Consider the following 13,532-nt stretch of genomic DNA (forward strand, 5'->3'; position numbering starts at 1 on the left):
TTAAAGAGGAGGGTTTAGCCGACCAGGCGGCCGTTTTTCATGCGCAGGCCGGCCAGCGGGCCGCGCGCGGCCGTGGTCGTGCCCTGGCCGGCGCCGTCGATCAGGGTCAGCGTTTCGCGGCTGTGGGCGTGGCAGATGGCGACGCCCAGCGCATCGGCGGCATCGGTGCCGGGCAGGCCAGGCAGCGACAGCAGCCGCGCCACCATGTCCTGCACCTGCGCCTTGACCGCGCGCCCGGTGCCGACCACCGCCTGCTTGACCTGCGTGGGCGAATACTCGGCCACGCTCAAATCGGCCGACACCAGCGCGCAGATGGCCGCGCCGCGCGCCTGGCCCAGCAGTAAAGTCGATTGCGGATTGACGTTGACGAACACCTGCTCGATGGCGGCGTAGTCGGGTTGGTAGGTGCGGGCCACCTCGGCCACGCCGTCCAGGATCACCTTGAGACGGGTGGGCAGGTCCCCCTCGCCACTCTTGATGGTGCCGGAAGCGATGTAGCGCAGCTTGGCGCCCTGCTTGTGGATGACGCCAAAGCCGGTCGTGCGCAAGCCGGGGTCGATGCCGAGAATAATCATTCCCAGATTGTAACCGGGAACATTGAATGCTGTATATAAAAACAGTGCGGCGGATCCACAGATCCGCCGCACTGTACAAGCTACTTAGGTCTTAATGGCGGAAGTGACGGGTGCCGGTGTACAGCATGACGACGCCACGCTCGTCGGCCGCGTCGATCACTTCCTGGTCGCGCATCGAGCCACCCGGATGGATCACGCAGGTCGCGCCTGCATCAACCACCACGTCCAGGCCGTCGCGGAACGGGAAGAACGCGTCCGACGCCACAACCGAACCGGTCAGCGACAGGCCGGCGTTCTGCGCCTTGATCGAGGCGATGCGGGCCGAGTCGATACGGCTCATCTGGCCGGCGCCCACGCCCAAGGTCATGTTGTTACCGCAGAAGACGATGGCGTTGGACTTGACGTACTTGGCCACGCGCCAGGCGAACATCATGTCCTGCAGCTGTTGCTGGGTAGGCTGCAGCTTGCTGACCACTTTCAGGTCGCCGATCAGCACGTTCTTGGAGTCGGCCGACTGCACCAGCAAACCACCACCGACGCGCTTGAAGTCCATGGCGTTGACGCCGTTACCCAGCGGGATTTCCAGCAGGCGCACGTTCTGCTTGGCCGACAGGATCTGCTTGGCTTCAGCGGTGAAGGTCGGCGCGATCAGCACTTCGACGAACAGCTTGGCCAGTTCGGTCGCGGCAGCGGCGTCCACTTCGACGTTGAAGGCGATGATGCCGCCGAACGCCGACGTAGGATCGGTCTGCAGCGCGCGCTTGTACGCGTCGACAGCATTGGCGCCCAGCGCCACGCCGCACGGATTGGCGTGCTTGACGATCACGCAAGCGGCGCTCTGGTCGAAGCTGCCCATGCTCTTCACGCATTCCCATGCGGCGTCCGCATCGGCGATGTTGTTGAACGACAGTTCCTTGCCTTGCAGCTGGCGATAGTTGGCCAGCGCGCCTTCGGTCGAGGTGACGTCGCGATAGAACGCGGCCGACTGGTGCGGGTTTTCGCCGTAGCGCATGTCCTGCACTTTTTCAAACGCCACGTTCAGCGTCTTCGGATAGGTGTTTCGGCTGGCGTGGGCGCGGCTGGCGTCCAGGCTGGTCAGGTAGTTGGCGATGGCGCCGTCGTACTGCGCGGTGTGCGCGTAGACCTTGGTGGCCAGCGTGAAGCGGGTGTCGTAGCTAACGTAGCCGGGAGCGTTGTCGCTGGCCTTCATTTCCGCCAGCACCACGCCGTAGTCGGCCGGGTCGCAGATGACGACCACGTCCTTGTGGTTCTTGGCGGAGGAACGCAGCATGGCCGGGCCGCCGATGTCGATGTTCTCGATCGCGTCTTCCAGCGTGCAGCTGTCCTTGGCCACGGTGGCCTGGAACGGGTACAGGTTGACCACCACCATGTCGATGGTCGGGATGTCGTGCTCAGCCAGCTTGGCCATGTGCTCAGGGAAATCGCGACGGGCCAGGATGCCGCCGTGCACTTTCGGGTGCAGCGTCTTGACGCGGCCATCGAGCATCTCCGGGAAGCCGGTGTAGTCGGCCACTTCGGTCACGGCCACGCCGTTGTCGGCCAGCAGTTTGGCGGTGCCGCCGGTCGACAGGATGTTGACGCCCATGGCGGACAGCGCGCGAGCGAAGTCCAGCACACCGGTTTTGTCGGAGACGGAGATGAGAGCTTGTTTAATCATGGCTTGAGAGGGGCTAGTGGTTGAATATGAAGAGGATGACGTATTCGGTATTGCGGGTGCGGCAACAGCGGCCGTCCCCAGCCACTCATGCCGGAAAAACGCGCGCTGTTACAGCAGGCCGTGTTCTTGCAGTTTTTTGCGCAAGGTGTTGCGGTTGATGCCCAGCATCTGCGCGGCATGCGACTGGTTGCCGTCGGCGCGCGTCATGACCACTTCCAGGATCGGTTTTTCCACGGTCAGCACGACCATGTCGTAGATATTCGATGCCTGCTGCTCGCCCAGGTCGTTGAAGTAATCTTCAAGGCTCTTCTGGACTACTTCCTGGATGCTTTCTTTGCTCATTTTATATCGTTCGCTTTTAATCTGTTGACGCTGGTAAATCGCTGCGGGGCTTGTGACCCTGGCGCCTACCCTTCTGATCCGACTTTTTTAGGCTCTCTACGCCGTCTTACGCTGCTTCCAATTCCTCGGGGAGGCGGTATTGTAACCGCTCGCCGTAACTCCACTGGGATTCGAAAAATTGATCGACGGCAATCAGTTGTTCTTCGGTGGACTCCAGCAGGTTCATTTTCTGGCGGAATTCCTCGCCGCCTTGCAGGTCGCGCACATACCAGCCTATGTGTTTGCGCGCGGTGCGCACGCCCAGGTAGTCGCCGTAGAAGGCGTAGTGGGCGCGCAGGTGCTCATCCATCAGCGCGCGCACTTCGTCCACATACGGCGCCGGCAGATGGGTGCCGGTGCGCAGGTAATGGTCGATCTCGCGGAAAATCCACGGACGGCCCTGGGCGGCGCGGCCGACCATGACGGCGTCGGCGCCGGTGTAGTCGAGCACGAACCTGGCCTTCTCCGGCGTGGTGATGTCGCCATTGGCCACCACCGGAATGGCAACCGAGCGCTTGACCGCCGCGATGGTGTCGTACTCGGCGTCGCCGGTGTAGCCGTCGGCGCGGGTGCGGCCGTGCAGGGTCAGCATGGCGATGCCGGCGTCCTCGGCGATGCGCGCGATGTTCAGCGCGTTTTTATTGGAGCGGTTCCAGCCGGTGCGGAATTTCAGCGTGACGGGCACGTCGACCGCGCCGACCACGGCGTCGAGGATTTGCTTGACCAGCAGCTCGTCCTGCAACAGGGCCGAACCGCACCAGGCGTTGCAGACCTTCTTGACCGGGCAACCCATGTTGATGTCGATGATCTGGGCGCCGCGCTCGACGTTGAAGCGGGCGCAATCGGCCAGGTCCTTGGGATCGGCGCCGGCGATCTGCACCGCTTTCGGCTCCATCTCGCCGGTGTGGTCGGTACGGCGCGAGCTTTTTTCGGTCGCCCACAAGCGCGGATTCGAGGCCGCCATTTCGGACACCGCATAGCCTGCTCCGAGCTGTTTGCACAGCTGGCGGAAGGGGCGATCGGTGACGCCGGCCATGGGGGCGACGAAAACGTTGTTGCGCAGTAAATGAGGGCCGATTTGCACTGGCGATACCTGAACGGGAAGAAGGAACCCTCTATTTTAACCGAAGGGGTGCTCAAATAATAAGCACTATTTTTTATGTATTCGGCAAATGTGCAGCCTTGCCGTTATGAGCGAACATTTCCATGCATAAACTATAAGCACGGTCGTCAGATAATATCGTCCATCGCGGCCAGGCTCAGGTGATCGACTTCGCCCCAGCTGGTGAGTGCCAACTTACCGTCGGCCCAAGTGAAACGGTTGATGCTGGCGTTCTTGACCTGGAAGTCGCGCGGGCTGTCGAGCGACATGCCGACCGCCTCGCGGTAGGCGCACTCCAGCACGCCGCCGTGGGCGACGATGGCGATGGTGCGGCCGGGGTGGCGCTGCGCCCACTCGGCGATGCCGTCGGTCGAACGCTGGTAGAACTGGCGGAAGCTTTCCGCTTCCCGTACACCGGGCGGCATCACGGCGTCGATATCGCGCGCCTGCCACAGCGCGTACTCGGCCGGGTATTGCTGCTCGATCTCGGCGTACAGCATGCCCTCGAACACACCGTAGCAGCGCTCGCGCAGTTGGTCGTCGGTTTGCACCTCCAGGCCGTCGTACTGGTCGGCCACGGCTTGCGCCGTCTGCATCGCGCGTTGCAGGTCGCTGGAGACCAGCACATCCACCTGCTCGGCGGCCAGCGCCTGCGCCAGCGCGCCGGCCTGGCGGGCGCCCTCCTCATTCAACGGAATATCGGTATGGCCTTGCAGGCGGCGCACGGCGTTCCAGGAAGTCTCGCCGTGGCGGATCAGCAAAATAGTGGTGTTCTTCATGCAATCTTTTTTCTGGACCGGCGCGCCTGGGCGGCCAGGGCCGGGTTCAGGGTGTAGGTGCCGATCAATTGGGCTTCGTCGATGATGTGGCCGTGCAGGGCGTTGAGCAGGTCGGCGCAGCTGAAGCGCCCTTCCAGTTCCAGGCGCGGGGTATCCAGCGCATAGAGTCGGAAAATATAGTGGTGCACGCGCTCATCGTTAAACGGCGGACAGGGGCCATCATACCCGTAATAGTCGCCGGCCATGGCCGGGTCGGCCGAAAACCAGCCGCTGTAGTCGTTCACGCCCTGGCGCAGCGTCAGGCCGTCCAGAGCCACGTCCGGGCCGGGCTTGCCGTGCGCGGTCACGCCGCGCGCCAGCGCGCCTTCCGCGATCGCTTGCAGGCTGACCGGGATGTCGACCAGGCTCCAGTGGAAGAAATCGCCGCGCGGCTGGCTGTCCGGCAGCGAGCAGCCGGCGCGGTTGACGTTGCTGGCGTCCTGCGGCGCGTCGCCGTCGATGCACAGCAGCGCCAGCGACTCGGTGCCGGCCGGCACGTCGCGCCATGCCAGATGCGGATTGCGGTTGGCGGACAGGACAACTTGCCCGTCCGCGTCCAGCTTGCCAAAGGCGTAGTCAGCAGGAATGACGCCGCCATCGCGAAAGCTGTCGCTCGAAAGTTTCATGCTCGTCTCCCAACCGCCTGTTTTATTTTGCGTTTGTTTGCAGCCAGAACGTCACCGGACCGTCGTTGGTCAAGCTGACCTTCATATCCGCGCCAAACTGGCCGGTTTCCACTACTTTATGCTTTTGGCGGGCCTGTTCAACAAAATAATTGAACAGGCGCAGACCGTCGGCCGGCGCCGCGGCCGGCGTGAACGAAGGCCGCGTGCCGGATTTGGTGTCTGCCGCCAGCGTGAACTGCGGCACCAGCAACAGGCCGCCCTCCACGTCGGTGACGCTGCGGTTCATCTTGCCGGCCTCGTCGGCGAACACCCGGTAGCCCAGCAATTTGGTCAGCAGCGCATCGGCTTCCTTCTCGGTATCGCCGCGTTCGGCGCACACCAGCACCATCAGGCCGGCGTCGATGGCGCCGACGGTGGCGCCGTCGACCACCACGCTGGCGCCGCTGACGCGTTGCAGCAGCCCTATCATGCCGTCAGCGTGACGCGCGCGAACTTGCGCTTGCCCACTTGCAGCACGAAGGTGCCGGCCTCGATCTTGACCGTTTTGTCGCTGACCACGGTGCCGTCGATGCGCACGCCGCCCTGCTCGATCATGCGGCCCGCTTCCGACACCGAGGCGCACAGGTTGGCCGATTTCAGCAGTTGCTGGATGCCGGCCGGCGCGCCCGGCAGCGTGATTTCCGCCACGTCGTCCGGAATGCCGCCCTTGGAGCGGTTGACGAAGTCGTTCAGCGCCTCTTCCGCCGCAGCCTGCGAATGGAAACGGGCGACGATTTCCTGCGCCAGCGCCACTTTGGCGTCGCGCGGGTTGGCGCCGCCGTCGACGGTGGCTTTCAGCGCGGCCAGGTCGGCGAGCGAGCGGAACGACAGCAGTTCGTAATATTTCCACATCATCACGTCGGAAATACTCATGATCTTGGCGAACATGGTGTTGGCCGGTTCGGTGATGCCGATGTAGTTGTTCTTCGACTTGGACATCTTGTCGACGCCGTCCAGGCCTTCCAGCAGTGGCATGGTCAAGATGCACTGCGGTTCCTGGTCGTAGTCCTTCTGCAGCTCGCGGCCAACAAGCAAGTTAAATTTCTGGTCTGTTCCACCTAGCTCAAGGTCTGCCTTCAAAGCGACCGAATCGTAGCCTTGCATCAATGGATAAAGGAACTCATGGACAGCGATCGGAGTCCCACTCTTGAAGCGCTTGCTGAAATCGTCGCGCTCCATCATGCGGGCAACGGTGTAATGCGAGGCCAGCTTGATCAGGCCGCGCGCGCCCAGCGGATCGCACCATTCGGAGTTATAGCGGATTTCGGTCTTGGCCGGGTCCAGCACCAGCGAGGCCTGCTTGAAGTAGGTCATGGCGTTTTGCTCGACCTGCTCGCGCGTCAGCGGCGGACGGGTGGCGTTGCGGCCGGACGGGTCGCCGATCATCGACGTGAAATCGCCGATCAGGAAGATCACCTGATGGCCCAGGTCTTGCAGCTGGCGCATCTTGTTCAGCACAACGGTGTGGCCAAGGTGCAGGTCAGGTGCGGTAGGATCCAGGCCGAGCTTGATGCGCAGCGGCACGCCGCTTTGTTCGGAGCGCGCCAGCTTTTGCGCGAACTCGCTTTCAATCAGCAGCTCGTCGACACCGCGCTTGGTGATGGCGAGGGCCTCCAGGACGCTGTCGGTCAACGGCAGTACTTTAGAGGGGGCCGGCGATGTCGAAGAAGAGGTAGTCATAGTTTTTTGCGGTATTTTTCAGAAAAAGGTAGGCAGCTTCAGGAGTTTGTTATAATCCTCGATCCATCAATCTTGCCGTACGAAAACGAACTTTAATAACAATTAGAAGAAATAAAACGTTCCTGAATAGTTCAAGCGGCAAATTTTAACTGATTGCATGAACCAAATACATAAATTCACGAGCTCACGCTTGTTCAGTCTGCTAGGTTCTACGCGCAAGGCGCGCATCATCAGCGCGTCTGCATTGTTTCTCGCAGTGTGTGCTTTCGGTGCCGCCGGCGTAGCTCCGCTCGCCCCTGACGCGTCCGACCTGCCGGTCAAATCGGTGCAGGAATCGGTCGCACTGCCGGATCTCAGCTCGCAGATCTCCGCGCTGGAACAGCAATCCTCCAACGAACACTTCGTCCACGAAGAAAAAATCCGCGCCGGCGATACGCTGGCCGCGCTGTTGACCCGTCTCGGCATCGACGATGAAGCGGCCGAGAACTTTATCAAAAAAGATAAGGTTGCGAAAGGCGTGATGCAGCTCAAGACCGGCAAGCGCGTACAGGCGCAGACCGACGACGAGGGCAATCTGCAATGGCTGCGCGCCGTGGTGGTGGATGGCAAGGACAATCCGGTCAAGAACATCAAGGTCACCCGCAAGGGCGACGGCTTTGTCGCGGAAGAAGAAGCGGCCAAGCTGGAACGCCGCGTGGAAATGCATGCGCGTACCATCAGCTCGACGCTGTATGCGGCGACCGATTCGAGCGAAGACGGCGCCAAGCTGCCGGACACCATCGTCAAGCAGATCGTCGAGATGTTCTCGACCAGCATCGACTTCCGCGGCGACCTGAAGCGCGGCGACCATTTTAATGTGGTCTACGAAACGTTCTGGCAGGATGGCGAGTTTGTGCGAGCGGGCCGTATTCTGGCCGGCGAGTTCACCAACAAGGGCACGACGTATCAGTCGGTCTGGTTCGAAGATCCACAAAGCAAGCAGGGCGGCGGTTACTACAGCTTCGACGGCAAGTCCCTCAAGAAAGCCTTCCTCAAATCCCCGGTTGAATTCTCCCGTATTTCCTCAGGCTTCGCGATGCGCGTGCATCCGATTTCCGGCCAGTGGAAACAGCACAAAGGCATCGACTTCCCGGCACCGACCGGCACCCCTATCCGCGCTTCGGGCGATGGCGTGATCGATTTCGCCGGTACCCAGAATGGCTACGGCAACTTCGTCATGATCAAGCACTGGGCCAACTACACCACGGCTTACGCCCACATGAGCCGCTTTGCGCCTGGCATAAAAAAAGGCAGCAAGGTCAGCCAGGGTGACGTAATCGGCTACGTCGGCACCACCGGCTGGTCGACCGGCGCACACTTGCACTACGAATTCCGCGTCGGCGGCGAAGCCAAGGATCCAGGCACGCTGAACGTGCAAGCCCAGGCACCGCTGACAGCAGCCGAAATGTCCCGCTTCAAGTCCTACGCTTCCGACATGTCGCACCGCTTCGCGCTGCTGCAGCCGGGCGGCTCCGGCGGCACCCGCGTCGCGGCGAAGTAAGACTTCAATTCAGCTTCATCAAAACAGGTCGCGCCAGCGGCCTGTTTTTTTATCAGCATGCGCCGGCCAGGCCGCTTCTTCTGTGCGACAGCGCACGCCGACTCAGGCAAAATACGTTTTTGTATTTCTGGATGCAGCTATGTCTCTGTATATCGGTTTGATGTCCGGCACCAGCCTGGACGGCGTGGACGGCGCGCTGGCGCGCTTCACCGGCGACGCCATCGACACGCTGGCGGCCGCCTACGTGCCCTTCCCGCCCGCCCTGCGCGCCGACCTGATGGCCTTGCAGGCCTCCGGTCACAACGAGATCGAACGCGAGGCGCTGGCCGCCAATCAACTGGCGCGGTTCTACGCCGAATGCGTGAAGGCGCTGCTGGACGACGTATCGCTGCAGGCGCAGGACGTCCGCGCGGTGGCGGTGCATGGCCAGACCATACGCCACCGTCCCGAACTGGGCTTTACGCGCCAGACCAATAATCCCGCCCTGCTGGCCGAACTGTGCGGCATCGACGTGATCGCCGATTTCCGCAGCCGCGACATCGCCGCCGGCGGCCAGGGTGCGCCGCTGGTGCCGGCCTTCCACCAGGCGCTGTTCGGCAAGCCCGGGCAAACGCGGGTGGTGGCCAACATCGGCGGCATCTCGAATATCAGCGTGCTGACGGACGGCAAAGTGATCGGTTTCGACACCGGACCGGGCAATGTGCTGATGGATGCGTGGATAACCCGCCACCAGGGCAAGGAATTCGACCAGGACGGCGCCTGGGCGGCCAGCGGCCAGGAAATCCCCGGCCTGCTGGCGAACATGCTGGCCGAGCCGTATTTCGCGCTGCCGGCGCCGAAGAGCACCGGCCGCGACCTGTTTCACATCAATTGGCTGGACCAGCATCTGGCGGCGTACGCCGGCGCCAGGCCGGAAGACGTGCAGCGCACGCTGACGCGCCTGACGGCCCTCACGCTGGCGCAGGCGATCCAGGCCTATGGTGCGGGCACGGACGCGGTCTACGTGTGCGGTGGCGGGGCCTACAACGGCGTGCTGATGGATGAGCTGGGCGCGGCGCTGGGTCGGCAGGTGACGGTGGAATCGACGCAGGCGCTGGGCGTGGCGCCGAACCGGGTCGAGGCGATGGCTTTCGCCTGGCTGGGCTATCGTTTCACCGAGCGGCTGGCGGGCAACCTGCCGAGCGTAACGGGCGCCCATGGCGATCGAGTATTGGGCGCACTCTACCCGCGCTGACGCCACAAAACCGTATAATGTGCCGCATGAATCTTCCAAACAATAGCAACGACTTGGCCTTCCTGGAACATAATGCCGCCAGCATCCGGAGCGCCAAGCTCAACATTCCCCATCTCGATCAAACCGTCAACCTGCTCAACTATATACGGATCGCCGACCACATAGCGGCGGTGGTTCCGCAGCCAGCCGCGCGCATCCTGGACTGGGGCAGCGGCTATGGGCAAATGACCTGGCTACTGCGCCGCCGCAACTTCGACATGACCTCGTTCGACATCGGCGCCGACGACACATGCCTGCCGTCTATCCCCTTGTGCAACGGGCTGAACGTCATCCGTACGACGCACCCGACGCAGCTGCCGTTTCCGGAGCAGACATTCGATGCGGTGCTGAGCTGCGGTGTGCTGGAGCATATCGACGAATGCAGCGGCGTCGCGGGCAACGAGCTCAAGTCGCTGGCCGAAATCGCCCGCGTGCTGCGCCCGGAAGGCAAGCTGCTGATTTACCAATTGCCGCAACGAGCGTCGTGGCAGGAAGCGCTGGTGCGTTGCCTTAAGCTGGGCTACACGCATCCGAGACGCTACCACGCTGCGGAAATCATCGGGATACTTGAAGATAAGGGTTTCCGGGTGGCCAGCCTGCGCCGCGCCAACCTGGTGCCAAAAAACTTGACTGGCATGCCGATGGGCGTGCGCCGCATCTACAGCCGTTTCAGCCGTCCACTCATCGTGCTCGATCGTTATCTGTGCCGCATTCCACTACTAAACCGCGTGGCGGGCGTACTGGAAATCATCGCCGTCAAACGGCCAGCCCAGGCATAAACAACAACGGCGGCACAACCGCAGTTGTCCGCCGTTTATCGCAGCCGGCCAGGGCCGGTCGCGCGCAACTTATACCGAGAACGACGAGCCGCAGCCGCAGGTCGAGGTAGCGGTTGGGTTCTTGATGACGAATTGCGCGCCTTCCAGGTCGTCCTTGTAATCGATTTCCGCGCCGACCAGGTACTGGTAGCTCATCGAATCGATCAACAGCTGGACGCCGTTCTTGACCATGGTGGTGTCGTCTTCGTTGACGATTTCGTCAAACGTGAAGCCGTACTGGAAGCCGGAGCAGCCGCCACCTTGCACGAACACGCGCAGTTTCAGGTCTGGATTACCCTCTTCCTCGATCAGTTGGGCGACCTTTTCAGCCGCGCTATCGGTGAAGATAATAGGCGACGGGATTACATCTAGCGATTCGGCGACAGCATTCATTTCAGACTCCTACGTGAAAACATTTGATCCATTATAGACCGTTGGCGTAATTTATGCTCCAGAGACCGCCAAAAGCGGTCCCACGCCGGAGCTGTCGCGGTGGGTCAATGTGCCCAACACCTGTGCGCCGCCGTGCATTTCCAAGACTTTGTAACTGACATCCCCAATGATACGGGCACTCGGCTGGATTTCAAGCAAATCCGCGCTGAAAACACAACCCTGGACCTCGCCGTTGACCACCAGATGGTCGCAACGTATCTCACCTTCCACACGAGCATGCTCGGCAATGACGAGATAACTGGGATATCCTGCCTCCGCGACAATATTGCCGATGACCTCACCATCAATGCGCATGCCGCCGCGAAACAGCAAATCACCTTGTACGCGGGTGGCGGCGCCGATCAGGCTGTCCATATCGATCATGTGCGGCTTTCTATCTGCAGGCGGAGTGGGCGGGAATTCCTAATCTACTATCCCCGCCCTACCGCAACTTTGATTTACGGCAGCAGCGCGATCTGGGTCAGGCCGGTGGTTTCTTCCAGGCCGAACATCAGGTTCATGCACTGCACCGCCTGGCCGGACGCGCCCTTGACCAGGTTGTCCTGCACCACCAGCACGATCACGGTGTTGCCGTTGTCCGGACGATGCAGCGCCAGGCGCAGCATGTTGGAGCCGCGGGTGGAACGGGTTTCCGGATGCGAACCGAACGGCATCACGTCGACGAACGGCGAATCCAGGTACTGGGCTTCGAACAGCGCTTGCAGCTCTTCGTTGCTGACGTCCTTGGTCAGGCGGCCGTACAGAGTCGAGTGCATGCCGCGGATCATCGGCACCAGGTGCGGCGTGAACACCAGGCCGACCTTGTCGGCGGTGAACTTCTGCAACTGCGCCGAGGTTTCCGGCGTGTGGCGGTGGCCGGCCACGCCGTAGGCCTTGAAGTTGTCGCTGGATTCAGAGAACAGCGTAGCGATCTCAGCCTTGCGGCCGGCGCCGGACACGCCCGACTTGCAGTCGGCGATCAACGAACCGGCGTCGATCAGGCCGGCCTTCAGCAGCGGGTAGTAGCCCAGCTGCATGGTGGTCGGGTAGCAACCCGGATTGGCGACCAGGCGCGCGCCCTTGATGGCGTCGCGGTTCAGTTCGGCCAGGCCGTAGGCGGCTTCATCCAGCAGGCCTGGGCAGGTGTGCTCGATCTTGTACCATTTTTCAAAGACAGCCTTGTCCTTGATGCGGAAATCCGCCGCCAGGTCGATCACCTTGACGCCAGCCGCCAGCAGCGCCGGCGCTTGCGCCATGGCGACGCCGTGCGGGGTGGCGAAGAACACCACGTCGCACTTGCTCAGGTCGGCCTTGTCGGGCGACGAGAAGGCGAGGTTCACGCGGCCGCGCAGCGAAGGGAACATATCGGCAACCGGCAAGCCATCTTCCTTGCGCGACGTGATAGCCGTCAGCTGCACATCAGGGTGGACTGCCAACAGTCGCAGCAATTCCACTCCGGTGTATCCGGTGCCGCCGACGATGCCAACTTTGATCATGTTCTTTCCTTGAATGAGGTAATGCGTGGAGGGGACTGCCATTTTATCAGGCATATGCGACAGACGTGTTACGTCGGCCAGATAGCAAAAAAGCCGCCCGACACGAGGCCGGCGGCTTTTTTGAGGATGCGCCGCAAGCAGCGCACCACAGCGTAAAAATTAACGCTTCGAGAATTGTTTTGCGCGACGTGCTTTGCGCAGACCAACTTTTTTACGTTCAACTTCACGTGCATCGCGGGTAACGAAGCCGGCGCGTGCCAGATCGCCCTTCAGCGCTGCATCGTAGTCGATCAGAGCGCGGGTGATGCCGTGACGAACAGCACCTGCCTGGCCGGACTCGCCGCCGCCGTGAACGTTGACTTTGATGTCAAAACGCTCAACGTTGCCGGTCAGTTCCAGTGGTTGACGAATAACCATCAGGCCGGTTTCGCGGGAGAAGTACTCAGCCGCTGGCTTGCCGTTAACGATGATTTGGCCAGTGCCAACTTTGATAAACACACGAGCTACTGCACTCTTGCGACGGCCGGTGCCGTAATTGTAGTTACCGATCATGTCAGTTCCTTAGATTTCGAGTGCTTTAGGTTGCTGAGCAGCGTGCGGGTGCGAACCTTCAGCGTACACTTTCAGCTTCTTGATCATTGCGTAGCCCAATGGGCCCTTCGGCAGCATACCTTTGACGGCTTTTTCCAGAGCACGGCCTGGGAAACGCTGTTGCATTTTCAGGAAGTTGGTCTCATAGATGCCACCTGGGTAGCCCGAGTGACGGTAGTAGGTCTTCTCGGTTGCTTTGGTGCCGGTCACGCGCAGTTTGCCTGCGTTGACGATGACGATGAAATCGCCGGTGTCGACGTGAGGAGTAAATTCTGGCTTGTGTTTGCCGCGCAGTCGGAGTGCCACTTCGCTGGCAACACGTCCGAGGACTTTGTCCGTCGCGTCAATCACGAACCAATCGCGCTGGACTTCATGGCCCTTAGCGGAAAAAGTTTTCATGTTGACTTCCTAAATAATAAAACACGCTCAAATGGTGGTTCCGCCATTGCTTCAGCGGACTCGGCCTTCTTATTTACTTTCCTG

16 protein-coding genes are annotated in these 13,532 nt (G+C 61.4%); 3 read left to right on the forward strand and 13 right to left on the reverse strand.

The annotated features are described in order from the left end of the window. Positions 1-14: 14 nt before the first annotated feature. The 8 genes from ruvC to tyrS all read right to left on the reverse strand — a co-directional run bounded on the left by ruvC (position 15) and on the right by tyrS (position 6,899). Positions 15-575 (reverse strand): crossover junction endodeoxyribonuclease RuvC, encoded by a 561-nt coding sequence (gene ruvC, locus D0T21_RS25175; protein ID WP_116992319.1) that lies wholly within the window; start codon positions 573-575, stop codon positions 15-17. A gap of 91 nt (positions 576-666) precedes the next feature. Then, positions 667-2,253: a bifunctional phosphoribosylaminoimidazolecarboxamide formyltransferase/IMP cyclohydrolase gene (gene purH / locus D0T21_RS25180; RefSeq protein ID WP_116992318.1), complete on the reverse strand. Its 1,587-nt coding sequence runs from the start codon at positions 2,251-2,253 to the stop codon at positions 667-669. A gap of 108 nt (positions 2,254-2,361) precedes the next feature. Further along, a complete protein-coding gene (locus D0T21_RS25185; protein ID WP_008445162.1) occupies positions 2,362-2,595 on the reverse strand; it encodes a helix-turn-helix domain-containing protein in 234 nt (77 codons plus the stop codon). A gap of 106 nt (positions 2,596-2,701) precedes the next feature. Further along, positions 2,702-3,718, reverse strand: a complete 1,017-nt coding sequence (gene dusB, locus D0T21_RS25190) for a tRNA dihydrouridine synthase DusB (protein ID WP_116992317.1) — start codon at positions 3,716-3,718, stop codon at positions 2,702-2,704. Positions 3,719-3,864: 146 nt separating this feature from the next. Then, positions 3,865-4,515 carry a histidine phosphatase family protein gene (locus tag D0T21_RS25195; protein WP_116992316.1) on the reverse strand — a complete coding sequence of 217 codons (651 nt, stop codon included), beginning with the start codon at positions 4,513-4,515 and terminating at the stop codon, positions 3,865-3,867. Continuing rightward, positions 4,512-5,180 carry a YbhB/YbcL family Raf kinase inhibitor-like protein gene (locus D0T21_RS25200; protein WP_116992315.1) on the reverse strand — a complete coding sequence of 223 codons (669 nt, stop codon included), beginning with the start codon at positions 5,178-5,180 and terminating at the stop codon, positions 4,512-4,514. Before D0T21_RS25200 ends, D0T21_RS25195 begins: the two co-directional genes overlap by 4 nt. A 22-nt stretch (positions 5,181-5,202) precedes the next feature. Then, entirely contained in the window at positions 5,203-5,649 is a 447-nt protein-coding gene (gene dtd, locus D0T21_RS25205) for a D-aminoacyl-tRNA deacylase (RefSeq protein WP_116992314.1), read from the reverse strand. Next, positions 5,646-6,899 carry a tyrosine--tRNA ligase gene (tyrS, locus tag D0T21_RS25210; RefSeq protein ID WP_116992313.1) on the reverse strand — a complete coding sequence of 418 codons (1,254 nt, stop codon included), beginning with the start codon at positions 6,897-6,899 and terminating at the stop codon, positions 5,646-5,648. Before tyrS ends, dtd begins: the two co-directional genes overlap by 4 nt. Positions 6,900-7,056: 157 nt before the next feature. Here tyrS and D0T21_RS25215 point away from each other — a divergent pair, with 157 nt between their 5' ends. From D0T21_RS25215 to D0T21_RS25225, 3 genes are all read left to right on the forward strand, one after another. Then, the gene (locus tag D0T21_RS25215) at positions 7,057-8,439 is read left to right on the forward strand and encodes a peptidoglycan DD-metalloendopeptidase family protein (protein ID WP_116992312.1); all 1,383 of its coding nucleotides are present in this window, start codon (positions 7,057-7,059) and stop codon (positions 8,437-8,439) included. Between the two features lie 139 nt (positions 8,440-8,578). Further along, positions 8,579-9,673 (forward strand): anhydro-N-acetylmuramic acid kinase, encoded by a 1,095-nt coding sequence (locus D0T21_RS25220; protein WP_116992311.1) that lies wholly within the window; start codon positions 8,579-8,581, stop codon positions 9,671-9,673. Between the two features lie 26 nt (positions 9,674-9,699). Further along, on the forward strand, positions 9,700-10,491 hold the full coding sequence (locus D0T21_RS25225) for a bifunctional 2-polyprenyl-6-hydroxyphenol methylase/3-demethylubiquinol 3-O-methyltransferase UbiG (protein ID WP_158568051.1): 792 nt from the start codon (positions 9,700-9,702) through the stop codon (positions 10,489-10,491). A 69-nt stretch (positions 10,492-10,560) separates the two neighbouring features. Here the strand turns inward: D0T21_RS25225 and erpA are convergent, their stop codons facing one another. The 5 genes from erpA to rplM all read right to left on the reverse strand — a co-directional run bounded on the left by erpA (position 10,561) and on the right by rplM (position 13,448). Beyond that, positions 10,561-10,923, reverse strand: a complete 363-nt coding sequence (gene erpA / locus D0T21_RS25230; protein WP_008445143.1) for an iron-sulfur cluster insertion protein ErpA — start codon at positions 10,921-10,923, stop codon at positions 10,561-10,563. 51 nt (positions 10,924-10,974) lie between these two features. Continuing rightward, positions 10,975-11,346, reverse strand: a complete 372-nt coding sequence (locus tag D0T21_RS25235) for a polymer-forming cytoskeletal protein (RefSeq protein ID WP_116992309.1) — start codon at positions 11,344-11,346, stop codon at positions 10,975-10,977. Positions 11,347-11,420: 74 nt separating this feature from the next. Next, the gene (gene argC, locus D0T21_RS25240; protein WP_116992308.1) at positions 11,421-12,458 is read right to left on the reverse strand and encodes an N-acetyl-gamma-glutamyl-phosphate reductase; all 1,038 of its coding nucleotides are present in this window, start codon (positions 12,456-12,458) and stop codon (positions 11,421-11,423) included. Between the two features lie 159 nt (positions 12,459-12,617). After that, complete coding sequence (rpsI, locus tag D0T21_RS25245) at positions 12,618-13,010, reverse strand: 30S ribosomal protein S9 (protein ID WP_008445137.1); 393 nt, start codon at positions 13,008-13,010, stop codon at positions 12,618-12,620. A gap of 9 nt (positions 13,011-13,019) precedes the next feature. Continuing rightward, a complete protein-coding gene (gene rplM / locus D0T21_RS25250; protein ID WP_008445136.1) occupies positions 13,020-13,448 on the reverse strand; it encodes a 50S ribosomal protein L13 in 429 nt (142 codons plus the stop codon). Positions 13,449-13,532 lie beyond the last annotated feature (84 nt).

Origin of the sequence: Duganella sp. BJB476 (genome assembly GCF_003416895.1) — a bacterium.
Taxonomy (GTDB): domain Bacteria; phylum Pseudomonadota; class Gammaproteobacteria; order Burkholderiales; family Burkholderiaceae_D; genus Rugamonas.